Raw genomic sequence first — 22,428 nt, forward strand, 5'->3', positions numbered from 1 at the left:
ACCCCAAAAGGGGGTAGGGATATTTATAAATAAAAATCTTGCCCCAAAAATAAGAAAAGGAAATCATTTGGTAGCCCTAGTTATTCCCACCTCTTTCACCAGAACGTACGGAGTAGTTACCGGCCTCGAAACCTCCCACCAGTGGATGTGATATGAATCCTTCGTTAAAGCAACTACATTCTGGAGAATTCTGAGCATGTTGTCACTCACTCTAATGTTCCTTATCGGCTTTAGTTCACCGTTCTCAACGAGGAATATTCCGTCCCTGGGTATCGTCGAGAAATCACCGGTCATGTAGTTCTGGAACCTAGTGTACCAGACGTTCGTGATGTAGATTCCCTTCTTCACCTCCTGGAAGAGCTCATCCTTGGTGTAGTCTCCGGGCTCGAGGACTATGTTCCATGCCCTCGGGGCAATTAAACCAGCGTTTGCTGTTGTCTCCCTCTTGTACTTCTTGGCCAAGCTCGTATTGAAGAGATAAGTCTTCAGGACGCCGTTCTCTATGAGGGTAGTTTCCCTAGTGGGAACTCCCTCGTCATCGAACTTCCTCGTTGCGTAGCCGTTGGGCAGATTGCCGATGTCCTTTATCGTTACCACATCACTCGCGACTTTCTGGTCGAGCTTGTTGGCGAAGTAGCTGAAGCCAGCTTCAACGGCGAAGGCTGAAAACGCCCAGCCCATGTAGCTGAGCAGGTTGGCGAAGGCCAGTGGATCGAAGATTACATCAAACCTTCCCTCGGGCCCCTGCTCGGGGTTCCTTGCCAGCTTGGCTATCTCTCCAGCCTTCCTTCCCGCGGATTCTGGATCGAACTTCTTGAGAACCCTGACTGAGTTCGTCCCGTGTCCGCTCTCGAGGTCGCCGATGAAGGCCCTAACGCTTATCTCTATTCCGGTTCCTTCATCGAATGCCTCAACGCCATTGCTCGTCGTTAAGTACAGCTTGTTGTGATCTGTGTAGAGAACTCCAGCAACCCTCTTGGCTCCCTCTTCAAGCGCCGCATTTATCGCCCTCTCAACGTACTCGCTAGGATCGTCAAGCTCTACTATCGCCTTGTCAAAGGTCTCGGGGATGTCCTTGTACTTGAAGGGCCCCTCGGCGATTCCGTAGTAGTCCTCCTTGGGCTTCATCTTCTCGAGGTTGGCCTTTAGGGTCTTGAGGGTCTTCTCTATGTTCTCCTCGCTCAAGTCGGTAATGCTCGTCCCCGCGATTCTCTTCTCCCACTCGACGAACAGCTCCACCTTCTTCTCGTGCCAGTGCTTCGCAACGGTGACCTCGTTGTTCGCGAACCTAACCTGCCTCCTGTTCATCTCATAGCTCAAAACTACGACATCTCCAAAGCCGAGCTCCTTGGCCTTCTTAAGGATGAGCTCGTTAACATCAAACATCTCCACCACCTCACGGCCTCCTTAAGGGAATGTCCCTAAGCCTCGCGTGCGCTCCACCCATCCAAACGGGAACTCCTTGGCCTGGCTCACCTTTACCGCAGGTTCCTGGGTGGAACTCAACTTCCTTGCCCACGGCATCAACGCTACTCCACAGCCCTCTGGTTGTGATCTCAAGAATCGGCCTCTTCACGGGATGCTTTATCTCGCCGTTCTCGATCAGGTAGGCTTCCCTGCCGATGTACCTCTGCTGGTATCTTCTATCGTCGATGTTCCACTCGTTGAAGGAGACCATGTAGACGCCGAGCTTTATGTCCTCGATGAGCTCCTCGAAGGAGTAATCACCGGGCGCGAGGTAGGTGTTGGCCATCCTAACTATCGGCTCCCTGTTGTAGTTGATCGCCCTAGCTGCGGCGTTTGATTTAAGGCCAAGCTTGTAAGCGTACTCCCTGTTCATGAGGAATTCAGTTATTATTCCGTTCCTTATCAGGTACCTCGGTCTCGCTTTTACGCCCTCGTCATCGTAGAGGTAGAAGCCCCAGCTGTTTGGAATCGTTGGATCATCTATTACAGTTACAACTTCACTTCCGATTCTCTCTCCAAGCATGTCCGGCTTAACGAAGCTCTCCCCTGCCTGAGCGGCCTCCCTTCCCATTATCCTGTCGAGCTCATAGGGGTGCCCAACGCTCTCATGAACCGCAATTCCGGCTACCTCAGGGCTTATAACGAGATCAACTTTGCCCTCTGGAGGCCTCTTTCCTTCAACTATCAGCTTTCTTAAGGTCTCAACTTCCCTCTTGGCCCTCTCCCAGGGTTCATCCCTCTCAATCAGCTCAAGCCCTCCTGAGAAAGCCCTAGAAATGAAGGGGGCCTGTTCCATCTGGCCGTTCTCAAAGACTACCAAGTTGTACATTACGGAAACCCTTGGGATTAAGCTCTCAACCAACGCTCCTTCGCTGTTCATGAATATCTTGTGCCAAACATGGTCAGAATATGCAAGATACCTCATTGGCACCTTTATTCCAGTCCCCGTAACCTCCTCCTCGATCTTCTTTAGGAGTTCAAGCTTCTCTTCCGGAGGAACATCCCTAAAATCCTTCTTCATCTTGACCTCGTACTTGACCTGGTGAAAGTACTCTTCGCTGAACTTTATCGGCTCTTTCCTGAGCTTTGAAGCAGATTTAGCAAGCTTTACAGCTCTTTCAACAGCTTCAGCAACGCTCTCCTTAGTTAGGACGTTCGTGCTTGCGAAACCCATTCCGCCGTTGACGAGAACTCTAATTCCAATTCCCCTGTCAGAGAGCAGGCTTAATCCCTCTGGAACACCATTCTTCATTGCAATTGAAGTTCCCTGTTTTTCCTCAAACCTTGCCTCCGCATACTCTGCCCCTAGATTTAGAGCCCTCTCTACCGCGAACTCAACTAAGTCATGCATGCTCATCACCTCGTAGTGGTGTATACATCTATGCGCTCGGAAGTATAAAAGTCTTTCCGTTAAGATTTATATCGAAAGAGAAAAACTTAATAAAGATTCATGTGAAAAGCTAGGTCATGGATTATGTTAAGCGTTTCTACATCTCCAGCCTACTTCATTTAACGTTTTATTCTGGCTTTTACCTCATCTACCTCCAGTCGCTTTCATTATCAAAGTCCCAGATTGGGTTTTTGATAGGGCTTTCCTTGATTCTCGTTGCCCTCTTTGAGATTCCAACTGGAATTGTCGCAGACAAGATATCAAAAAAGACTAGCGTCCTTCTGTCAAAGATACTTCTGATCCCAGGAACGCTACTCCTCTACTTGGCTAACTCATTTTGGCATGTTCTTTTTGCAACTATATTCAACTCCCTCGCAGTAGCATTTCTTACTGGAGCGGAGACTGGTTGGCTCTACGAACTCCTTTCCCGGAATGGAAGGAGAGATGAGTATCCAAAGATCTACGGTAGGCTTAGAGCATTCGAAATGGCAGGTAGCTTCCTGGGTGCCACCCTGGGAGGGTTCATGGCAAGGCTCTTAGGCATGAGGGTGACAATTCTGCTGAGCGTCCCCTTCATCTTGATGTCCTTTTTGATAGTGCTCACAGTACCTTCCGATACCGCAAAGAGTAGGCTTCCTTATGGTTATCACCTAATAGAGACTTTTAGATTTCTGAGAAGCTCACGCGTGTTAACACTCCTCTTTGCATATGCAAGCTTAATAGGGCTATCGCTGGCAAGCTTTACCTCCTTCATGCAACTCTACTTCTACGAATTTATGCCTTCAATACTTGGAGTATCTTGGCTTTTCGGCCTTTACACGCTAATCAACGGAATTTCGTGGTACGTTGACGTTGGTGAAAATCGTAGGAAGGTTTTGTACATATACTCCCCAGTTTTAATTCCAGGTTTAACGGTATTGGCTGGACTAAGCTCTTGGTTCGGCTTTTTAACTTTGGTGTTGGGAAGTTTAATCTTTGCCCAAGCATTTAAGGAATGGCAGAGGGTATTCCAGGGAGCAATCCCCGATGATAAGAGGGCAACTCTTGGCTCATTTTACTCATTATTCGCGTCTTTGATCAACGGAACTTATATCTCCCTCCTAGGAACAATACTTGGGAAAAATTGGAATAAAAGCGGGGCTCGTGGTAGTTTCACTGATGTTCCTGGGGGCCGGGCTCGTGGTTCGTAAGCACGTCCCTATGGAACAGCCAGTAGTATAGCACAACTGCTCCCATTCCTACCCAGAGTAATGCCGAGACCTTCCATGCCCCTAAGTGATCAATCAGCGGACCGACGATAACTAAGCCTATGGGAACAGTTAGATTGGCCAGAACTCCCAAGGCTGAGAAAACTCTTCCCCTGAACTCCGTTGGAACGGCCCTCTGCAGGTTGGAGTTTATGGGGACGTTTATCATGGCATTCGACATTCCCATTCCTATGCCCATCCCTATTAGGACGTAAAATGCAATGTCCCTGGGAATGGTGGAATACGGCGAGATAATCCAGATGAACGGTAGAAGAAGCATTCCATTCACCAACATCAGCTTGAATATATACCTCCCAGTCTTCCTTCCCAGGATTGTAGCTATCAGCACGTTTCCAAGCAGGGCACCGAGCATGAAAGAGCTCTCGACTATTCCAAACTGCTGACTTGAGAACTTCAGAACTTCCCTGAGTGAGTACGGCCATATTACTGCCCCGAATGGATTTCCAAAGGCGTTCATAGCTAAAGCAAAGGTAACCAGAACCATGAGATACCTGCTACTCCTTATGAACCTTATCCCCTCCACGAGATCCTCAATTACCTCGGAGAGATTCTCGATCTTTCTGCTCTTCCACTCGTACCTTATGAACACCTCAAACAGACCGGAGCCAAAAAAGCTTACCGAGTTAACCAGAATCGCAAGCTTTATTCCTCCAAAAGCGTAGATAAATCCACCTAAGGCCGGACCAATGAGCCTTGCCACTATTCCAGCGGACATTACTATTGAGTTGGCCCTTTCGAGATCCTCCTGTCTGACTAAATCCGGGTACATCGCAGACGTTCCTGCGGAGAAGAATGAGCTCATTATAGCCAGAACTACTTGAACTGCCAATAGCTCTTTTATCCCCAGGAAGTTGAAGGCAACAACACCAAAGAGCAACGCTCCCCTCGCCAAGTCCAAACCTACCATTAAAGCTTTCCTGTTGTATCGATCTCCAATGACGCCGGCGATGGGCATCGTTAATAGCGAGGGGATTAAGTCAGCTAACACGAAGAGAGTCATGATTTTAGCGCTGTGCGTTACGTCTAAAACGTACAGAGGTAAAGCTACTTCTTGAACTGCCCATCCAACCTGGGAAATGAACCTGCCAATGGCGAAGAGCCAAAAGTCCCTCCCAAGGGCTGGCATTTTCACTAACCTCCCATAATTCTGCAATTAAATAATTATTCAACTAAAGAATTGAAGAATGTTAGAACCTCTCAACAACCACGCTCCCGTTCACGGTGGAGACTTTGAGCTTGAACTCACCATCCTCAAAGTCATCCACGTGAATTCTGCCATTAACCGCGCTAGCTAAAACTGTGACATCGCAAAGGTCACTCAGCCTAATCCTGACGCTTCCGTTCACAGTCGAAACTATTCCATCGCCTTCAATGTCCTCTATGTCAAGGCTTATTGAACCGTTCACTGCGGAAACTTCCAAGTCTTCAGCTAAAGCTATGCTCCCAGAAATTCCTCCATTAACGGTCGAAATTTCCGATACTCTTGCTTCTCTCAGCACTATTGAGCCGTTAACAGAGGTTATCTTTCTGGTCTTTGCCCCCTCTATGAGCACTGTTCCGTTTACGGTGGACGCAGTGACAAAAACGCTTTCAGGAACCTTAACTGTTATATCCGCCTTCCCCTTCAGATCCTTGTTTATTATTCCAAGGATTTTCTTTTTCTTGGGCTCCTCTTTGATTATCAACTTTTCACCTTCCTGCTTAATTTTCACGTCACACTCTCCCTCTATTATGTAGTCCACTTCAACGAAGTCCTCCTTATGTTCCTCTACTGTTATCTTGCCGCTAACGCTGGAAACTATAACCTCCCTAACCTCCTCAAATATCATTTTCTCACCCCAGGAACTTCATTAGTTCATCCAAGAGCTCCTTAACCCTCCTGTTCAGCCTCGCCTTATCCACGCCAAGTCCCTCAATGACGTCCTCGCTCTGCTCCTCCACAATCTCCTTGGCCTTCTTGAGAACGAGCTTGAATGCTTCCTCGCTTTTTATCGTGTGTATACTATCCCCAATCCTTATCTTTACCTTTCCGTCCCTTGCCGAGATTATTGCATCCTCTATCCTTATTTTCGCCGATCCCTTTCCAACGCTTATCGAGATATCCCCGGAAGAAAGGGAGACGTAGTTGTCCCCAACGGTTAGCTTTTCACTGCCGCTCCTATAAGTTACCTTGTTCCCGACTATCTCTATCCTGAATTCGTCAGTCACTATGCTTAGCCTGTCATCAACCTTTGTGAGCTGGAAGCCGTTGCCAAGCTCCCTTATCGTGAACATCTCCCCCTTTATTTTCCTCGGCCTGCCATCGTGTATCTTTATTGGGCCAATCCTTACCTCTTCTCCCTCCGGAGTGCTTATGACTTCAAGGAACGGCAACTTGACATACTCAAAGCCATCTCCCTCGTACACTTTTATGAACCCTAGATCGATTATAGATTCAGCCTTGCCCTCGTATATTCTGGGGGAAAGCATTGAAGTCACTGTATCAACGAAGGCTGGGTTCGGGCTTACCTTCTTGCCCTCCAGGTTCAGCCTTGTCCATATCACCGTCGGCCCTACCAGCCTCTTTCTAACGGTTCCTATTGGGGTCTTGACTTCAACCGTGACATCTCCCTCAATGGCCCATCCAACTCTCTTCTTTCCAAACTTTATTGGGTAGGCCTTTCCGCTTCCCCTAACAACTATTCCATCGTACGTTAGTCCTGTGAACTCGTAGGCCTTCTTCTCTACCTTGGGCATAAAATCTCGTTTTCTCCTTATGGGAAAGTCAAACCTTGCCACAAGTAACCCGGCTATACCCAGGACTATTGAGTAAGCTAGGGCCTTCTTTGCCGTAATCGTGAATCCATAAATGGCCAACTCTGAGGGCAGACCAAGCCATCCACCAACGAATATGAACAGTGCCACTATGAAGAACGCCTTTGCAACTGCGAATATTATTCCGCTGAGCGTTATCCCAAGCCATCTACCTACTCCTAAGAGCTCTATTATGAATATTAGCGCGATTATTGCCAAGGCAATTTGTTCGTTATATCTCTCCAAGTCTAGCCATCCTCTAAACACCCAAATCACCAACAGAAGGGCTGTTATGCCCTTCAGGAAGTTCCTAATCCTAAACCTCAACCCCTCCTCCTCAAACATTTTCCTCCACCTCTTCTAGAGCAGATAATATCTCCAATATCCTGAGGAACAACCTACCATCAGGGGTTATCTCGTACTTCTCCCCCTTCCTCACCATCCTGGTTTTCAAAAGGAGCTTTAGGTGATGTGAAACGGTAGGACTCTCAACTCCTAGTATCTCTTTAATCTCCTTGAAGCCCATAGGCCTCTCGGACAGCATCTTCAGGATTCTAATTCTGTCCGGATTAGCTAAAGCCTTAAGCATCTTAGCTGCCTTCTCTTCGTCAAGCTCCGGGAGCGTTTCGAGCTTTCTCTTCAGTCTTGCCTTTATTGATAGCATTACTTCATCTATTGGGTCAATTCTCTCTTCAAGCACCTCCAGCCTCTTCTTCAGTTCCTCAAGTTGCTTCCTTAGATCCTCCATGATACCACCAGGTACAGATTTTTGTAGTACAATTTTCTGTACCTAACTGGGTGCAAAGGTATATAAAAATTTATCTCCTTATTCAATGACAGAATTAATGAATTGTTCAATTATTTAATTGAAGAAAAGCGTCGGCTCTGGGAGGACTCTCATCACCATTCAGGACCAATCCCTCTCCTCATCCGCTCAAACAAGTACTCAGCAAACTCCCTAAGCCTCATTCCCCTCGATTTAGCTATCCTCTCTAATAGCTTTTGAGAGTTACTCCCATACTGCATGGCCTTTTTCTCTCTATAAGCAACATCCTGGGGAAGCCCCATCTCAAGGGCTATCTCCCTCAGGATCTTTTTCCTGATCCCGTTCCCTATCTTCTCATTTAAGGGCACGTTAAGGGCTAGGACTGCAAATGAAAGGTCGAGGTAAGGATACCTAACCTCAACGCCGTTCAGCATCGAGACCTTATCGTCCCTAGCCAAATTCCTCTCGGCGAGCGTCTTAAAGTCCTCAATCATCAGCCCAGGGTTATCAAGGTACTTCGCGTATCCTCCGAACAGCTCGTCCGCACCCTGTCCACTTAGAAGAACTCTAATCCCATCTTCCCTCGCTAGTTTAGTGGAGAAGTAAAGGGGAATTGCTATGGCAAGGTTCATTGGGTTTGGCTCTTCCACAGCAAAGGCTACCTTCTCAACTACAGCCTTAATTTCCTCTCGTGAGAATACGTACTCCCTAAGGGTAAGGCCGAGCTCCTCGGCAACTTTCCTTGCCCATTCAACATCTTTACTGTCTTCCGTCCCCGCAGTGTAAAGCACGACCTTCTTGGAAAACTTTGAGGCGAGAAGGGCTATGAGGGAGCTGTCCAAGCCTCCGGAAAATAGAATGCCAATTTCATCCCTAGTCCTGAGCCTAACAGAGTAGAGGAGGAGGTTCTTGAGGCCTTCACGATACTCAACTCCTCGGGTTTTGATTTCGAGGGGATCAAACACCTTCCACTTCCTTATTCCTCCCTTTGATAGCTCTACGACTTCCCCAGGATTAACGGGAATTGCCTCCTCTCCGAGGGCCCACAGAACTTTCTTTTCAGACGCAAAGTGGCCGCTCGGCGAATAGTAAAGGGGCCTTATACCTATCGGATCCCTAAAGAGGTAAATTTTATCTCCGTGTTTAAAAGCCACAGCATAATCCCCGTTGAGCATCCTCGTGGACTTCTCAACGGCATCCTTTGGATGAAGCCCCTTGTCATATATGAGGTACTCAAGGAGCCTTAGTATCACTTCACTATCTACATCGCTCTCGAAGCTCAAGCCCCTCTCGACTAGGAACTCCCTAAGGTAGGCATGGTTGTATATCTCCCCATTGTGAACCAAAACGAGATCATTGTAGAAGGGTTGAGTGTAGCTCTTCGATCCAGTTATTGCTAATCTGCACTGTACGAGAACGAATTCTCCTCCCCTAACATTCCTTACATCGCTAAAGTTACTTGATTTTAACACGAAGCCATCGCTCCAGACCCCAAAAGAATCGGGCCCCCTATGCTTGCCTTTTTCTATCATTGTAACTATGCTCCTTGCCGATAGAGAGATTCCTCCAGCTATGAGGCACATTGCACTTTAGGAGTAGTTGAAGAATGTAAAAACCTTAGCACTTCTCACGTGGATTAGTATTTAACATCTGTAAAATATTCATGAACTCCTGTTCACTATTTTAACTTCAACCTCTACAACTTTTCCATTCTCAAGCTTCCACGCCTTGTACTTCCCAGAGGAGTTAACTATGAGCCAAACAACTGGCCAAAGGTTCATCCCCCTTAGATCCTTACCGCTTGGAGTTGGAAGGCAGGAGAGATGGGAGTGGAATATTGCAAGGATCTCCAAGCCTCTATTCTCGGCATACTCTAAGGCCCTCAGCATTTCCTCAGGCTCCATTTCAAACTCTACCGGAGAATCAAGCCTGTTCTTGATGAACACCACTTCGCTAACTTCATTTCCCCTTCCAAGGAGGAAGCCACAAATCTCAACGGGAGAAGAGCTCGCCCTTTTAAGAATTTCCTCAATTATAGATTTGGGGAGAACGAGGGAAAATCGAAAGTCACTCAATAGTCTTCTCCTCGAGGAGGATAGCGTTGACGACACCATCCTGGCCAGGCCTTGAAGTGACCTTAGCCTTCCCAAGCTCGGTCTCGATTATTGCGCCCCTGGTGATTATGTTTCTCCTCGCGAACTGCCTGTTTGCAGAGTTCTCGAGTACCCTAATGATCCTAACCTTCCTGCCCTTGCCGGTCTTGTCAAAGACGTTTGCATAAGCTGCAGCGGTCAATCTGACCTTCCTGTTTCCTCCGTAAGTCCTTATGATCTTCCTCTTGTCCTGCTCGGCAACCCTTGTGTTAGCGGGCTCCCTACCGAGCTCCCTCTTCCTCTTCTTCCTCGCGAGTACAATCCTTCCACCTGAAGGCTTCTTAAGTGATCTTCCCTGCCAGATCGCCATTTAATCTCACCTCGCTATTCGGCATTCCAATGGGTTATTTATAAGCTTTTTGTGCTACTTACCATCTGGTTTAGATAGCCATCTAACCGATAAATATTTATAGAAACGGAATGGATGTACTAACATGGGCTCAACTAGGCAGTTCATGAGGATCCTGGGGTACCTCAAGGGGCATGAGCTCGAATTTGGGATAGCCATGATCCTGGTAGTTTTAATGTCCTACACGAACGGAGTCATCCCAGTTCTAATAAGGAACGCAATAGATAAGGGAATATCTGCAAAGAATTATGATGTTGCAATAAGATACGCCCTCTTAATAATCCTCGCTGGAGTTTTGAATGGAGCGTTCAGCTTTTCAGCTCGCTATCTCCTAACGAAAGCCTCCCAACATGCGATCTACATGATAAGAATGGACGCATTTAGAGCAATTCAGAGACACAGGATGGAGTTCTTTGATAAAACTTTCTCGGGTCAGATAATAAGCAGAATAACCAATGACACTGAGAGGATAATGGCTTTCCTCTCATTCAGGCTGAGAATGCTCGTCTATTCCTCATTCTTGATCTTGATATCCCTGTACTACATGCTCAGGATGAGTGGAAGGCTGACGCTCGTTGCTGTCGTGACGATAATCGTAGTCGTAATGATAAACATGACGTACATAAAGAAGGTAAGGCCAATTTACGACAGCATAAGACATCAAACCGGAGTTCTTGCATCGCTGGTGACCGGGGCGATAGCGGGTATAAAGACGATAAAGGCCTTGGCCGCTGAAAATTACTCACTCTCAAAGTTTGACAAAGACAATGAAAAGCTGTACTCCCTAAACGTTAAGGCCACCAAGATAACCTCAATCTACGGTAATTCTCCATTCCTCGTTCTCGGGCTTTCGATGAGCGCAATGTTTTACTACGGAGGCAAAGGGATAATAGCGGGAACCCTAACCGTGGGAGAGCTTACAGCTTTCCTTACTTACATGCTCACCTTAATGTGGCCCTTGAGAGCCCTCGGCTTCATAATAGGGGACATGCAGAGAACCCTAGCTGCGGCATCGAGGCTGTTTGAAGTCATAGATTCAGCCCCTGAAAGCGTCGATGCTCCAGATGCCGTAGACCTCGAGAACCCTAGGGGGGAAGTCGAATTTAGGAATGTGTGGTTTACATACGAGGCCACAGGGAGGACGGTGCTCAAAGGCGTTAGCTTTAAGGTGAAGCCCGGAGAGAAGGTTCTAATAACTGGGCCACCAGGATCGGGGAAGAGCACCATCCTTAAGCTCATAGCGAGGCTTTATGAGCCCCAAAAAGGAGAGGTGCTAATCGATGGAATAGATGTCAGGAAGATCAAGATCAGCAGTCTCAGAAAGATAGTTGCCTACGTTCCCCAGGAACCGTTCATATTCAACAGGAGCATAAAAGAGAACATAGCGCTCGCAAAGCCGGATGCAAGCATGGAGGAAATCGTGAAGGCAGCTAAAATAGCGAAGATACACGATTTCATTTCTTCATTGCCTAAGGGCTATAACACCGTCGTTGGGGAGAAGGGCATAACCCTCTCCGGCGGGCAGAGGCAGAGGCTGGCGCTAGCTAGGGCAATGCTACTTAACCCAAAGATAGTCCTCCTTGACGATCCAGTGTCAAATCTAGATTTAGAAACAGAGAGGAAACTCGTTGAAGACCTAAAGGACATCTTGAGGGATAAGACTGCCCTAATAGTCTCCCAAAGGCCTTCTTTGGCGAGGATCGTTGATAGGGTAATCGTACTGAAAGACGGGAGAATAGTAGAGGAAGGAAAGCCAGAGGAGCTTCTCAAGAGGGAGAGCATTTTCAGAGAGCTCGTGGGTGGTGAGTATGGGGGATAAGTCCCTCTTCCTGAGGTTTCTCAGGGAGGCACTATCACAGAGGAAGATCCTGGGGATAGCTGTTGTTGCAATAATAGGCTCAACCCTAGCGACGCTTGCCTCTCCCTACCTGCTCAGGGTGGCAATAGACCACTACATAATCCCCAGAAAGCTTGAAGGATTACCCTTCATCGCCGCACTATATCTCTTGGCCTTAGTTGCCCAGTGGTTCTTCACGATGCTCCAGACCTACTACACGGAAATGCTCGGGCAGAACGTCCTGAAAAGCCTTAGGAGGCAGCTGTATGAGAAGATTCTCGTTTCGAACTTAGACTTCTTCAAGAACAGGTCTACTGGGGACTTAGTTTCAAGGATAATAAACGACACAAACATGGTGAACGATATACTCGTTTCGGGCCTGCTGGGAGGGATAAGCAGTATACTGAGCATAGCCGGGATAATAGCTGCGATGCTCTTCTTAAGCCCAAAGCTGACCTTAGCGACTCTCCTGAGCGTCCCGCTGATGGTTGTAGTTGCCTACTACTTCGGTGGGAGGATGAGGAGGGCCTACAGAGAAACCAGGGAGAAGGTCGCGAAGATTTCGAGCATAGTCGAGGAGAGCGTTTCCGGGATAGAAACGATAAGGGCGTTTGGAAAGGAGAAGGACGTTGAGAAGGAATTTTCTAAGGCCTCACTCGAAACCGTGAAGGCCTACCTGAGGGTTGCAATATACATGGGCCTCTTCTGGCCCCTCATGAACATTACAAGCCTACTCTCCGTCATAATCGTGATAGCCTACGGGGGCTACCTAGCGTACAAGGGTGCGGTGAGCATAGGCGTTGTTGTAGCCTTCGTCCAGTACGCCCAGAGGTTTAGGGGGCCGATAAACAACGTTGTGAGCATGTACGACAGCCTTCAATCGGCTTTGGCAGCCTTGGACAGGATATACGAGATAATAGACGATGAAAACGTTGAGAGCTACGAGGGAATTGAAGTTGAAAAGCTTGAGGGCGAGATAAAGTTTGAGAGCGTATGGTTCGAGTACGAGAAGGGTAGGCCGGTTCTGAAGGACGTTAACTTGGAAATACCAGCGGGGAGCAGAATAGCCCTCGTCGGCAAGACTGGAGCTGGAAAAACAACAATAGCGAACCTAATCATGAGGTTCTACGATCCCACAAGGGGAAAAATCCTGTATGACGGAATAGACGGGAGGAAGATAAGCAGGAAGAGCCTCAGGAAGAGGATAGGCTACGTTCCCCAGGAAACCTACCTCTTCCCTGGGACGATAATGGAGAACATTCTGATAGCAAATCCTGGGGCAAGTAGGGAGGATGTGATAAGGGTCTGCAAACAGCTCGGCATACACGAATTCATAATGAAGCTCCCCAAGGGGTACGACACTCCAGCTGGAGAGGCTGGGAAACTGCTTTCCCTGGGGGAGAGACAGCTGATAGCAATTGCCAGGGCCATGCTTAAGGATCCAGACATAGTGATTCTTGATGAGGCACTGTCAAGCGTTGATCCCAAGACGGAAAGGCTGGTTCAGGAGGCTATGCTCAAGCTTATGGAGGGAAGGACGAGCATAATAATAGCACACAGGCCAGGAATACTCAAGTACGTTGATAAAATAGTGGTTGTTCACGACGGCAGAATTGCAATGGAGATTCCTGGTGGCAGAGAGATTAATTTAGAGGGTGTAATTCGGGGGTTAGAGGAGATGGAGGTTTAAATTTCTCCATCAGTAGATTTTATTTTTGAGATACCTCACCTTCTTTAGCTAAAAGCTCGAAGAATTTCCACTTAATGAGACCTGCCAACCTTCCAGCCTGTTTCGTAAAGCCTTATCGCAAGTTCTATCTTAACTCTCCTTTCAACTTTGTTTCCAGTTTTGTCCATGCCTTTTCCCTCACAATAAAAAGCTCAACCGGTTTTTGAATATACAACCCTCCCTTCAGTTAGGATAGTTTTTATAAAGCTGTCTTTCCTTTTTCGGATTTCTTCTGGCCCTAATAATATTGGACCTTATGAGCTCTCCGTATTCAAGGAGGATATCAGTGACAATTTCCATAATCTCATAAAAATCAACATCACCCACAATGAGCACATCTATATCGCTATCTTCACTATAGTCTCCTCTCGCATAGGATCCGAATAGCACGATACTTTCAACAGAGCCACCAAACTTGTCCTCAACTCTTTTTATGAATTCTCTAAGGGCTAATGCTTTTTTCTCCATGAGCTATCTCCTCCAGCCTTTGAAGGCACAGTTCTACATTTAAACATATTTTTCAATTGCCGATATATGTTCAACAATGAGAAGTTTAAATTCTCAACATTTATAAAGACATGAGAACTAGAACTTCTCAGGTGTCAACATGAGGCTTGGAGATCTAACTTACATGAACCCGTGGTGGGAAGGAAAAGAGGATTACCACGTGAGACAGTGGAGAAGGCAAAAGATCCGTTGGTGGCCGAAATGGATTGACAAAATTCCCCTTGAACCTTTTTCACTAAACTTCATCTTTGGCCCAAGGCAGGTCGGAAAAACAACGGGAATAAAACTTTTAATTGAGAAGCTTTTGAAGGAAAATCCTCCAGAATCAGTCATATATATCAACGTTGAGATCCTGCCAGATTACAGAGAACTTTTGGCCCTGCTAAAGGAGTTTCACGAGATGAAGGAGAAGGAAGGGATTAGAAAGGGCTACATCTTTTTGGACGAGGCCTCATCACTTGAAGGTTGGTGGAGAGGCGTTAAGCCACTAATCGATACAGGTCTTTTGGACAATGACGTTATTACCGTCACAGGATCAAGCTCACTAAAAGTAAAAAGAGACGTGGAGATGTTCCCAGGAAGGAGGGGAAAAGGGAAAACTCTCGAGGTGATGCCCCTCTCCTTCAGAGAGTACGTTGAGGTAATGGGCCTCAAAAGGCCGGAACTTCACCGAGAGAAAACCCTGAAGCTATTTGAGGAGTACTTGAGAACAGGTGGATTTCCCGGCTCACTTAACGGTCTTCCAATGGACGATCTTCTCGGGGCTTACCTAGGGGAGTTCATAAGGTTTGGGAAGAGCCTCGAGATAGCTAAGGAGACATTTTATGCGATTATTGAAAGCGCTCCCTCCGCGACGAGCTATAGGGCATTAGCACACATGACTTCAGGCTACTCCTACAAGGTAATTCAAAGCTATGTAGAGCTCTTCCAAGAGCTATACATCCTGGGGGTGGCGCATCTAAAAGAAGGGGACAGGATTATGTATAGGAGGGAGAAAAAGTTCTTTTTCAGGGATCCTCTTTTGGCCAGACTTTTCTCATCGTGGAGCGGGGCAGAGCTAAGGGAAGATGCCATTTATGAATGGGTCGTTCAGGAGCATTTATATCGGAGATTTGGCGAAGTTTATTATTATAGGAATTCTTACGAGATCGATGCAATTGCAGGAAACATGAAAGTGGAAGTAAAGGCCGGAAAGGCTCACAGGAGGTATCCTAGGGGGGTTGTGGTGCTTGAGAGGGAGGATGTGCCTTTCTTCTTGCTGGAGCTTTCTGAGAAGTATTTCTGAGAAGTAGAGGGTTGTAGCAAGTGTACTAAAAACATCTACTTTTCCTTATTCAAGAATCTCTTGTTTGAGTATGTTTCTAAACTGAAAATTCAAACAATAATTGAAAAATCAAAGCCCTAGAATACTGGAGAACTTCTCAATAAACACCTCAACATCCTCTTCGGTGTTGTAGAGGTGCGGTGAGACCCTTACCCCGTAAATTCCCTTGGCCCCCCTAAGAGACACAACTACTCCCTCTTCCTTAAGCTTTGCCACAGCTTCCCTCTCCTTTTCAAATCCCAGGCCAGTTCTAATCAGAACTATCTGAGAGTTCCCCAGGACTTCAAATCCCCTCTCCCTGGCCCACTCTCTAACCTTTTCGGCAAGCTTCAGGTCGTGCTTCTCTATTCTCTCCACACCCAACGAGTTTAGTAGCTCAAGCGAGGCCCCCAGGGCAACTATGCTTAGGTAGGGAGGAGTTCCGTGATCAAGAACCCTCGCATCATTCCTCAGCGGGAGGAGATCCCAGAGATCCTTATCCTTGTCTCCCCACCAATCGGACCACGGCACAGGAGGTTCCGTGTTGAGCAACCCTATGACGGGCTCGCACTCCTCCAAGAACTCGTTGGATAAATACATGACCCCGCTTCCGGTGTTGGGGTTGAGCAACCACTTCTCTCCTCCGGCGACGAGGACATCAACGTTTCTCAGGTCAACCTTAAGGGCTCCCAAAGATTGAACGGCATCAACTATAACCCAAGCTCCGTGTTCCTTTGCTATCTCCGCTATCTCCCGAGGCATCCTTTGGCCGGTTATCCACTGAACGTCGCTGTAAACTACGGCGAAAGTTTCATCATCTATAACTTTCTCGACCATCTCCGGAGTGTAGAGGCCGTTCTCGTTCTCAACAACTTCAACCCTCAGACCATGAAGCTTGGCGTAGCTCTTGACTATAGCGGATATCGTTGGGAACTCGAGGTCAAAGGATACTATCTTCATGCCTTTCCCGGGTTTAAGGGCCTGTAGGGCTCTCTTTAAGCCGTCCGTAGTCTGAATGCTGAATGTCACGTTATCCCTCTTAACCCTAAGTAGCTTTGCCGCTTCCCTCTGAACGGGTTCAAGGTACATTGGATCGAGCTCTTCAACTGCATTTATCCCCTCTTTGTAGTTTATAACGTCAAGGAGGAACTCGTTCACGGCTTTGAGAACAGTCACGGGCATCAATCCAAGGCCCGCCGTGTTTAGGTATGCCCTAAACCTTTCGAGTCCAGGGAATAAATGCCTAGCATTCACTTCGACCACCATCTTAATGTTTGAATGAAGTTTAATAAATTAACCTTAAAGCCAGCCAAGTTCCTCTACCTTGTGGTGGTCCCATGGAAAGGGATGAGATAGTAAGGTTCCTCGACGAATTTCTAAACATCTCAGCCTACCCCGACAAGTCGAGCAATGGACTTCAAGTGGAGGGAAAGAAAGAGGTAAACACGGTGGCGTTTGCGGTTGATGCGTGTTTAGATACGATAGTTAAAGCGAGGGCTTTTAACGCTGACATGCTTATAGTCCACCACGGGATAATATGGGGTGGCGTGAACTACGTTAAAGGGCTGTTCGCTAAGAGGCTGAAGGAGCTGATGAGAGCCGAGATGAACCTGTACGTTGCCCACATACCCCTCGACGCCCATCCTGAGGTCGGAAACAACGCTCAGTTGCTGAAGCTTCTGGGCTTGGAACCGAAGGAGCCCTTCGGCGAGTACAGGGGTGTGAAGATAGGGTTCATAGGTGAGTTTGATAAGCCAAAACCCCTCCCCATGATAGCCCAAATTTTGGCTGAGAAGCTCCCCGTGGACTACGTTAAGAGCTACGAGTTCGGCCTTCAGGAGGTTAAGAGGGTTGCAGTTATGAGCGGGGCGGGAGGGTTCGCGATAGAGGAAGCCAGCGAAAGGGCTGACCTCTTGATCACGGGAGAGTTCACGCACGCGGACTACAGAACTGCTGAAGACTTAAGGCTCAGCGTTATAGCTGCAGGCCACTATGCAACTGAAACCCTGGGAGTTAAGGCCCTGATGCCCATGATAAGGGAGAAGTTTGGAGTAAAAACGGTCTTCATAGACAGCCCAACTGGGCTATGAGCGACCCATGGCATAATGCAAAAGCTCATCCCAGTCCAGGTTAAGCTGCAACCCTTCAATACCAAACATGGTTCCTACAGTCGTGAAGATGAAGTAGAGGGCTATAAAGCTTATGAAGAAGCCGAACTCAGCAGTTAGGGCCACTATAAATGAATCCTTAACGTTGACTCCCTCCATTATTATGAAGATTAGCGTAAAGGCGAATGCCGCTAAGAGGTGAACGAATAGCAACAAGAATACGGAAATTCCTGATATCACAAGGAGCACTAGCTTCCTGGGCCTCCTGTACGTAAATATCTCAAACCCCGTCTTTAGGAACTCGTAATAGGCGAAGATTCCAACTGCCAGAACGAGGAAGTCAGCCGGCTTTATGAAGGGATATGCCGAGAGGTTCATCTCTTTCCCTCCTTCCCCCAGGAATCTCATCGAACTCGTACTCCTCCTTTAGGCCGAGCAGTAGTTCAACTTCCCTGGGCGTTAAGACTGGCTTCCTCCAGTTTTCGTAGTCATCTATTGGAACTCTCGGGCACGCGACCACTACGTAGGCATCAAACGGAAAGCCTTCAAGCTTCATGTAGCTTATGTCATTCATGACTATAAGCCTTGCCTCCCTCCCGTGCTCCCTCAGGAGTTTTATGATTCTCTGGGCCTCCCTGAGCCTTAGCTGGCCTTTCTTGATGCTCACTATAACGCCAAACCTCTTGGCATCAATAGCCTTTGCAATCTGAGCCCACCTCTTCCTTATGAACCTCTCCTTAAGCTCGTCCATCCACATGAAGTCGCCGCTGTAGGGGTTTATTGCCAGAACTTTCTTCTTCGTTGAAAGGGCGAGGCCGAGGGGATGAAATGTCCCCGAGCCCAGGAACAAAACTCCATCCCCCTCAACTTTTGCAGCTGAGTAGTTGCACCCGAGAACTTGACCCGGCCAAGAAACCCTTGAATCACCCTTACCGATGACAACTTGAAATCCATTTTCCTTCAGGAACTTCTTTGCCCTCTCGAGCTGGTGTATATGCTGGGCAGTCGTTACGAGTATTATCCTCCTCCCTAGTTTCCTTATCTCTTCAACATTTTTCCTTAAAGCCTCAACAACATCAACTTTCGCGAAGGCTGGGACGAATATCGTTGGAACTTCAAGATGAAGCTTCATGTAAGAGTGGCCCAAGTGAATCAATGCATCGCAACCTAATATCTCAGCCTCTTTATCCGCCGGATCGCAGGCCCCATAATTCACTTCACCGTGGATTATCGCATTTATTCCGTTCTCATCTAAGAACACCGCAAGCTCGTAAGCTTCTCTTCTAAGGCCTTCAGGAGACTGAATAAGAACCTTCCTAGCGTTCAGCTTTTGGAGTTCCCTTAAAATTTCATCTTTAGGAATTTCGTGAAGCATGTAAGAAAAAGGAATGGGGAAATTAAAAAGTTCACTCAATAACTTCCGCAAACGCAAATCTCTTCTTAACTGAGTTTATCACGATCTCTACCTCATCCCCAACGTGCGTGTGGGGGACGAAGATAACAAAGCCCTTAATTCTGGCTATCCCATCTCCACCTTTGCCCATGCCCTCAATCTTAACTTTGTACCTTTCTCCAACCTTAACTGGAGCTTCAAATCTCCTGGGCTCTCCATTAAACCTTCTCTTTCCACCTTTTCCACCATACATTTCCAACACATCCATCCAACATTGGAGCAAGGCACTCAGAAGAGTGTCTTGCTCCACTTAAGCGTTGAGAGGTTCGTTAATAAACATTTTGGTGGCTTAAAAGTAAGAATAATCAACCACCGGAAACGACTGGAATTACCTCGACGAAATCCCCATCCTTAACTTCTTTGTCCTCTAAGGCAACCTTACCGTTTACTTTTGCAATGGCGCTCTCAGTGTTGAAGCCAACTTCCCTCAGCACGTCCCTGACCTTCATGCCTTTCCTCCACTCAATCTCCTTTTCTATCCCCCTTCCAATGACTTTTACCTTGATCATCCCCATCCCCCATTTGCATCACATTCTCCACTCCTTAAATTTTGTCTCGAGAATTTTTCATGAAACAGAAATTGCATCGAAACATATAGCAACTTTAACATGGCTGAAAATCCAAAAAATTTAAATTCAACGCTGGATGGAGTTCAATACTGGTGAAATTATATGAGGTTGAAAGTCCAAGTTTTGGCATTGGTGTTGCTTTTAGCCCTTGGCGTTGTAGCAAGCGGGTGTATTGGAGGCCAGAGCACCCAGACCCAGGCGAAGGAAGAGGTTACACAGATAGTAATTGGTGTCACCGATAAGGTCACCGACCTTGATCCAGCAAATGCCTACGATTTCTACACATGGGAAGTCCTGAACAACATAATGGAAGGGCTGGTAAAGTACAAGCCGGGAACACTAGAGATTGAGCCAGCCATTGCGGAGAGGTGGGAAGTAAACGAAGATTCAACCGTATGGACGTTCTACTTAAGGAAGGACGTTAAGTTTGCAGATGGAACTCCTCTAACTGCTAAGGACGTCGTGAGGAGCATAAAGAGGGTAATGAAGATCAACGGGGATCCTGCATGGCTTGTAACTGACTTCGTTAAGGATGTTGTAGCTAAAGACGATTACACAGTAGTGTTCTACCTTAAGCAGCCGACGAGCTACTTCCTTGCATTGCTAACTACGCCACCATACTTCCCAGTTCACCCGAACTACTCCGACACTCAGATAGAGAGCGATGCAACTTATGGTGGAGCTGGTCCCTACAGGATCGTCAAGTGGGTGAGGGATGAGGAACTAGTTTTCGAGGCTAACCCCTACTACTACGGGGAGAAGCCAAAGACGAAGAGGATAGTTATCAAGTTCTACAGGGATGCCTCTACAATGAGGCTAGCCCTACAGAACGGGGAAATAGATATAGCCTGGAGAACGCTGAGGCCAAGCGATATAAAGAGCCTCAAACAGAGCGGCAACTTCAACGTGATTGAGGTTCCGGGAGGATTCATAAGGTACATATGCCTGAACACCAAGGTCGACCCAACTAAGAACGTGAAGGTAAGGCAGGCGCTAGCTGCAGCCATCGACAGAAAGGAGATCGCAGAGAAGGTCTTTATGGGAACCGTTGAGCCTCTGTATAGTCTCATTCCAAACGGAATGTGGAGTCACATAGATGCATTTAAGGAGAAGTACGGTGACGCCAACATAGAGCTCGCAAAGAAGCTCCTGCAGGAGGCAGGCTACAGCGAGAGCAACCCGCTCCAGATAACCCTCTGGTACACGCCAACCCACTATGGAGATACCGAGGCTGACCTAGCCCAGATACTCAAGGAGCAGTGGGAAAGGACTGGAATGATTAAGGTTGACATAAAGAGCGCCGAGTGGGGAACCTACGTTGACTATGCAAGGAAGGGACAGATGCAGGTCTATCTGCTCGGCTGGTACCCAGACTATCTCGATCCAGATGACTACACAACCCCGTTCCTCAAGAGCACCGCCAACAGCTGGGCTGGAACTGGCTACGCTAATCCAACTGTTGACGAGTTGCTAACGAAGGCTCAGAGGCTTACTGATCAGAATGAGAGGGCGAAGCTATACGAGGAGGTGCAGAAGATCCTTGCCGAGGACGTCCCGTACATACCACTAGTGCAGGGCAAGCTTTACCTCGTAACTCAGAAGAACGTTAAGGGAGTTATAATTGGTCCCGATATGATATTCCGTTACTCCACGCTCTATAAAGAAGGATGACATTCCTTTCTCTCTAATTTTTTTCTGGAGGTGTTTAAATGAGCAGGGGGCTAGGACGCTATATCCTTATTAGGGCTTTGATGATCATCCCAACGATTCTAATTTTGTATACTGTGGTGTTCATATTCCTGAGGATCCTCCCAGGCAATCCAATACTGGCGGTAGTTGGAACTAAGAGCATCTCTCCGGAACAGCTGGAGCACTTGATGAAGATGGCCGGTTTGGATAAACCATATCATGTCCAGTATTTTGAGTACCTCTGGAAGATTCTGCATGGCGACTTTGGGGTTACTCTCGCATTCCCAATGGGCAAACCAGTATGGGATTATCTGAAGCAGAGGTTTCCGGCAACCCTTGAACTGACGATCTGGGCATTTACTATCAGCGTTCTCTTGGGCCTTCTAACTGGGGTTATTGGAGCAACTAGAAAGGGAACCAAAGTCGATACTGCGATGAGGCTGTACAGCATTGTAGCATACACTTTGTTCATCCCGTGGTTTGGGATGATGCTCCAGTACATATTTGGGGTAAAGCTACACCTCCTTCCAACCTCTGGAAGGCTTGATCCAGGAATACAGCTCAAGACAATAACTGGCCTGTACGTCCTCGATAGCATATTAACAGGAAATTGGCCTGCCTTTGTCAGCTCGGTAAAGCACCTAATTCTACCGGCATTTACCCTCGGAATCGTTCTTAGCGGTGCTTATACGAGGCTAGTCAGGAACAACATGGTGGATGTGCTGAGTCAGGACTTCATAAGAGCCTACCACGCGAGGGGCGTTCCCCCAAGGAAGGTTACATGGTACGCTCTAAAGAACGCTTTCATTCCCATAGTTACTCTAATGGGCCTCCAGTTTGCGATACTCCTTGGCGGAGCAGTTCTGACGGAAACTACTTTCAGCTGGCCAGGGATGGGAACTTTCATAGTGGACAGAATAGACTACAGGGACTACAACGCAATTCAAGGTGCGGTAATATTCTTCGCGTTCTTCGTCGGCCTAATCAGCCTGATAGTTGATGTGATCTATGCAATTCTGGATCCAAGGGTTAAGTACTGAGGTGATA

General features: G+C 47.4%; 22 protein-coding genes. 7 read left to right on the plus strand and 15 right to left on the minus strand.

What is annotated here, in order from left to right; genetic code table 11:
* Positions 1-63: 63 nt before the first annotated feature.
* Complete coding sequence (locus tag A3L04_RS08300; RefSeq protein ID WP_068577105.1) at positions 64-1,386, minus strand: TldD/PmbA family protein; 1,323 nt, start codon at positions 1,384-1,386, stop codon at positions 64-66.
* A gap of 10 nt (positions 1,387-1,396) precedes the next feature.
* Positions 1,397-2,818 (minus strand): TldD/PmbA family protein, encoded by a 1,422-nt coding sequence (locus tag A3L04_RS08305; protein WP_068577107.1) that lies wholly within the window; start codon positions 2,816-2,818, stop codon positions 1,397-1,399.
* 116 nt (positions 2,819-2,934) lie between these two features.
* Between A3L04_RS08305 and A3L04_RS08310 the strand changes: the two genes are divergently transcribed.
* A complete protein-coding gene (locus tag A3L04_RS08310) occupies positions 2,935-4,047 on the plus strand; it encodes an MFS transporter (RefSeq protein ID WP_088859124.1) in 1,113 nt (370 codons plus the stop codon).
* Here A3L04_RS08310 and A3L04_RS08315 read toward each other — a convergent pair.
* The 7 genes from A3L04_RS08315 to A3L04_RS08345 all read right to left on the minus strand — a co-directional run bounded on the left by A3L04_RS08315 (position 4,010) and on the right by A3L04_RS08345 (position 10,147).
* Positions 4,010-5,251 carry an MFS transporter gene (locus tag A3L04_RS08315; protein ID WP_068577109.1) on the minus strand — a complete coding sequence of 414 codons (1,242 nt, stop codon included), beginning with the start codon at positions 5,249-5,251 and terminating at the stop codon, positions 4,010-4,012. The genes A3L04_RS08310 and A3L04_RS08315 overlap by 38 nt on opposite strands.
* Before the next feature lie 61 nt (positions 5,252-5,312).
* The gene (locus tag A3L04_RS08320; protein WP_068577113.1) at positions 5,313-5,954 is read right to left on the minus strand and encodes a DUF4097 family beta strand repeat-containing protein; all 642 of its coding nucleotides are present in this window, start codon (positions 5,952-5,954) and stop codon (positions 5,313-5,315) included.
* 4 nt (positions 5,955-5,958) lie between these two features.
* Positions 5,959-7,263 (minus strand): hypothetical protein, encoded by a 1,305-nt coding sequence (locus A3L04_RS08325; RefSeq protein WP_068577115.1) that lies wholly within the window; start codon positions 7,261-7,263, stop codon positions 5,959-5,961.
* Positions 7,256-7,666, minus strand: coding sequence for a metalloregulator ArsR/SmtB family transcription factor (locus tag A3L04_RS08330; RefSeq protein WP_068577117.1), 411 nt, complete (start codon positions 7,664-7,666; stop codon positions 7,256-7,258). The genes A3L04_RS08325 and A3L04_RS08330 overlap by 8 nt, the downstream gene beginning before the upstream one ends.
* Before the next feature lie 152 nt (positions 7,667-7,818).
* On the minus strand, positions 7,819-9,267 hold the full coding sequence (gene asnB / locus A3L04_RS08335; RefSeq protein WP_068577120.1) for an asparagine synthase (glutamine-hydrolyzing): 1,449 nt from the start codon (positions 9,265-9,267) through the stop codon (positions 7,819-7,821).
* A gap of 78 nt (positions 9,268-9,345) precedes the next feature.
* Positions 9,346-9,759, minus strand: coding sequence for a Mov34/MPN/PAD-1 family protein (locus A3L04_RS08340; RefSeq protein ID WP_231963860.1), 414 nt, complete (start codon positions 9,757-9,759; stop codon positions 9,346-9,348).
* On the minus strand, positions 9,752-10,147 hold the full coding sequence (locus A3L04_RS08345) for a 30S ribosomal protein S8e (protein WP_068577123.1): 396 nt from the start codon (positions 10,145-10,147) through the stop codon (positions 9,752-9,754). The genes A3L04_RS08340 and A3L04_RS08345 overlap by 8 nt, the downstream gene beginning before the upstream one ends.
* A gap of 124 nt (positions 10,148-10,271) precedes the next feature.
* On the opposite strand from A3L04_RS08345, the gene A3L04_RS08350 reads away from it, so the two are divergent.
* Both A3L04_RS08350 and A3L04_RS08355 read left to right on the plus strand, forming a co-directional pair.
* Positions 10,272-12,005 (plus strand): ABC transporter ATP-binding protein, encoded by a 1,734-nt coding sequence (locus A3L04_RS08350; protein WP_068577126.1) that lies wholly within the window; start codon positions 10,272-10,274, stop codon positions 12,003-12,005.
* Positions 11,995-13,713: an ABC transporter ATP-binding protein gene (locus A3L04_RS08355; RefSeq protein WP_068577128.1), complete on the plus strand. Its 1,719-nt coding sequence runs from the start codon at positions 11,995-11,997 to the stop codon at positions 13,711-13,713. Before A3L04_RS08350 ends, A3L04_RS08355 begins: the two co-directional genes overlap by 11 nt.
* A 222-nt stretch (positions 13,714-13,935) precedes the next feature.
* Here the strand turns inward: A3L04_RS08355 and A3L04_RS08360 are convergent, their stop codons facing one another.
* Positions 13,936-14,220, minus strand: coding sequence for a nucleotidyltransferase family protein (locus tag A3L04_RS08360; RefSeq protein ID WP_231963861.1), 285 nt, complete (start codon positions 14,218-14,220; stop codon positions 13,936-13,938).
* Between the two features lie 139 nt (positions 14,221-14,359).
* On the opposite strand from A3L04_RS08360, the gene A3L04_RS08365 reads away from it, so the two are divergent.
* Positions 14,360-15,544: an ATP-binding protein gene (locus tag A3L04_RS08365; RefSeq protein WP_068577130.1), complete on the plus strand. Its 1,185-nt coding sequence runs from the start codon at positions 14,360-14,362 to the stop codon at positions 15,542-15,544.
* A gap of 108 nt (positions 15,545-15,652) precedes the next feature.
* Here the strand turns inward: A3L04_RS08365 and A3L04_RS08370 are convergent, their stop codons facing one another.
* A complete protein-coding gene (locus A3L04_RS08370; RefSeq protein ID WP_068577131.1) occupies positions 15,653-16,828 on the minus strand; it encodes an aminotransferase class V-fold PLP-dependent enzyme in 1,176 nt (391 codons plus the stop codon).
* Positions 16,829-16,899: 71 nt separating this feature from the next.
* Here A3L04_RS08370 and A3L04_RS08375 point away from each other — a divergent pair, with 71 nt between their 5' ends.
* A complete protein-coding gene (locus tag A3L04_RS08375) occupies positions 16,900-17,652 on the plus strand; it encodes a Nif3-like dinuclear metal center hexameric protein (protein WP_068577133.1) in 753 nt (250 codons plus the stop codon).
* Here the strand turns inward: A3L04_RS08375 and A3L04_RS08380 are convergent.
* The 4 genes from A3L04_RS08380 to A3L04_RS08395 form a co-directional block, all read right to left on the minus strand.
* Positions 17,647-18,048, minus strand: a complete 402-nt coding sequence (locus tag A3L04_RS08380) for a hypothetical protein (protein ID WP_068577134.1) — start codon at positions 18,046-18,048, stop codon at positions 17,647-17,649. The genes A3L04_RS08375 and A3L04_RS08380 overlap by 6 nt on opposite strands.
* Positions 18,011-19,045, minus strand: a complete 1,035-nt coding sequence (dph2, locus tag A3L04_RS08385) for a diphthamide biosynthesis enzyme Dph2 (protein ID WP_068579501.1) — start codon at positions 19,043-19,045, stop codon at positions 18,011-18,013. The genes A3L04_RS08380 and dph2 overlap by 38 nt, the downstream gene beginning before the upstream one ends.
* A gap of 31 nt (positions 19,046-19,076) precedes the next feature.
* The gene (locus A3L04_RS08390) at positions 19,077-19,316 is read right to left on the minus strand and encodes a TRAM domain-containing protein (RefSeq protein ID WP_068577137.1); all 240 of its coding nucleotides are present in this window, start codon (positions 19,314-19,316) and stop codon (positions 19,077-19,079) included.
* A 112-nt stretch (positions 19,317-19,428) separates the two neighbouring features.
* A complete protein-coding gene (locus tag A3L04_RS08395) occupies positions 19,429-19,632 on the minus strand; it encodes a MoaD/ThiS family protein (RefSeq protein ID WP_068577141.1) in 204 nt (67 codons plus the stop codon).
* 162 nt (positions 19,633-19,794) lie between these two features.
* Here A3L04_RS08395 and A3L04_RS08400 point away from each other — a divergent pair, with 162 nt between their 5' ends.
* Both A3L04_RS08400 and A3L04_RS08405 read left to right on the plus strand, forming a co-directional pair.
* Positions 19,795-21,363: an ABC transporter substrate-binding protein gene (locus A3L04_RS08400; protein WP_068577143.1), complete on the plus strand. Its 1,569-nt coding sequence runs from the start codon at positions 19,795-19,797 to the stop codon at positions 21,361-21,363.
* A 38-nt stretch (positions 21,364-21,401) separates the two neighbouring features.
* The gene (locus tag A3L04_RS08405) at positions 21,402-22,421 is read left to right on the plus strand and encodes an ABC transporter permease (RefSeq protein ID WP_068577144.1); all 1,020 of its coding nucleotides are present in this window, start codon (positions 21,402-21,404) and stop codon (positions 22,419-22,421) included.
* Positions 22,422-22,428: the final 7 nt, after the last annotated feature.

Source organism: Thermococcus chitonophagus (assembly GCF_002214605.1).
Lineage (GTDB): Archaea > Methanobacteriota_B > Thermococci > Thermococcales > Thermococcaceae > Pyrococcus > Pyrococcus chitonophagus.

Excerpts from the sequence above, each read along its gene's own strand:
- A3L04_RS08300 (WP_068577105.1), bottom strand. The coding sequence starts at position 1,386 with ATGTTTGATGTTAACGAGCTCATCCTTAAGAAGGCCAAGGAGCTCGGC.
- A3L04_RS08305 (WP_068577107.1), bottom strand. The coding sequence starts at position 2,818 with ATGCATGACTTAGTTGAGTTCGCGGTAGAGAGGGCTCTAAATCTAGGG.
- A3L04_RS08310 (WP_088859124.1), top strand. The coding sequence starts at position 2,935 with ATGGATTATGTTAAGCGTTTCTACATCTCCAGCCTACTTCATTTAACG.
- A3L04_RS08315 (WP_068577109.1), bottom strand. The coding sequence starts at position 5,251 with ATGCCAGCCCTTGGGAGGGACTTTTGGCTCTTCGCCATTGGCAGGTTC.
- A3L04_RS08320 (WP_068577113.1), bottom strand. The coding sequence starts at position 5,954 with ATGATATTTGAGGAGGTTAGGGAGGTTATAGTTTCCAGCGTTAGCGGC.
- A3L04_RS08325 (WP_068577115.1), bottom strand. The coding sequence starts at position 7,263 with ATGTTTGAGGAGGAGGGGTTGAGGTTTAGGATTAGGAACTTCCTGAAG.
- A3L04_RS08330 (WP_068577117.1), bottom strand. The coding sequence starts at position 7,666 with ATGGAGGATCTAAGGAAGCAACTTGAGGAACTGAAGAAGAGGCTGGAG.
- asnB (WP_068577120.1), bottom strand. The coding sequence starts at position 9,267 with ATGTGCCTCATAGCTGGAGGAATCTCTCTATCGGCAAGGAGCATAGTT.
- A3L04_RS08345 (WP_068577123.1), bottom strand. The coding sequence starts at position 10,147 with ATGGCGATCTGGCAGGGAAGATCACTTAAGAAGCCTTCAGGTGGAAGG.
- A3L04_RS08350 (WP_068577126.1), top strand. The coding sequence starts at position 10,272 with ATGGGCTCAACTAGGCAGTTCATGAGGATCCTGGGGTACCTCAAGGGG.
- A3L04_RS08355 (WP_068577128.1), top strand. The coding sequence starts at position 11,995 with ATGGGGGATAAGTCCCTCTTCCTGAGGTTTCTCAGGGAGGCACTATCA.
- A3L04_RS08360 (WP_231963861.1), bottom strand. The coding sequence starts at position 14,220 with ATGGAGAAAAAAGCATTAGCCCTTAGAGAATTCATAAAAAGAGTTGAG.
- A3L04_RS08365 (WP_068577130.1), top strand. The coding sequence starts at position 14,360 with ATGAGGCTTGGAGATCTAACTTACATGAACCCGTGGTGGGAAGGAAAA.
- A3L04_RS08370 (WP_068577131.1), bottom strand. The coding sequence starts at position 16,828 with ATGGTGGTCGAAGTGAATGCTAGGCATTTATTCCCTGGACTCGAAAGG.
- A3L04_RS08375 (WP_068577133.1), top strand. The coding sequence starts at position 16,900 with ATGGAAAGGGATGAGATAGTAAGGTTCCTCGACGAATTTCTAAACATC.
- A3L04_RS08380 (WP_068577134.1), bottom strand. The coding sequence starts at position 18,048 with ATGAACCTCTCGGCATATCCCTTCATAAAGCCGGCTGACTTCCTCGTT.
- dph2 (WP_068579501.1), bottom strand. The coding sequence starts at position 19,045 with ATGCTTCACGAAATTCCTAAAGATGAAATTTTAAGGGAACTCCAAAAG.
- A3L04_RS08390 (WP_068577137.1), bottom strand. The coding sequence starts at position 19,316 with ATGTATGGTGGAAAAGGTGGAAAGAGAAGGTTTAATGGAGAGCCCAGG.
- A3L04_RS08395 (WP_068577141.1), bottom strand. The coding sequence starts at position 19,632 with ATGATCAAGGTAAAAGTCATTGGAAGGGGGATAGAAAAGGAGATTGAG.
- A3L04_RS08400 (WP_068577143.1), top strand. The coding sequence starts at position 19,795 with ATGAGGTTGAAAGTCCAAGTTTTGGCATTGGTGTTGCTTTTAGCCCTT.
- A3L04_RS08405 (WP_068577144.1), top strand. The coding sequence starts at position 21,402 with ATGAGCAGGGGGCTAGGACGCTATATCCTTATTAGGGCTTTGATGATC.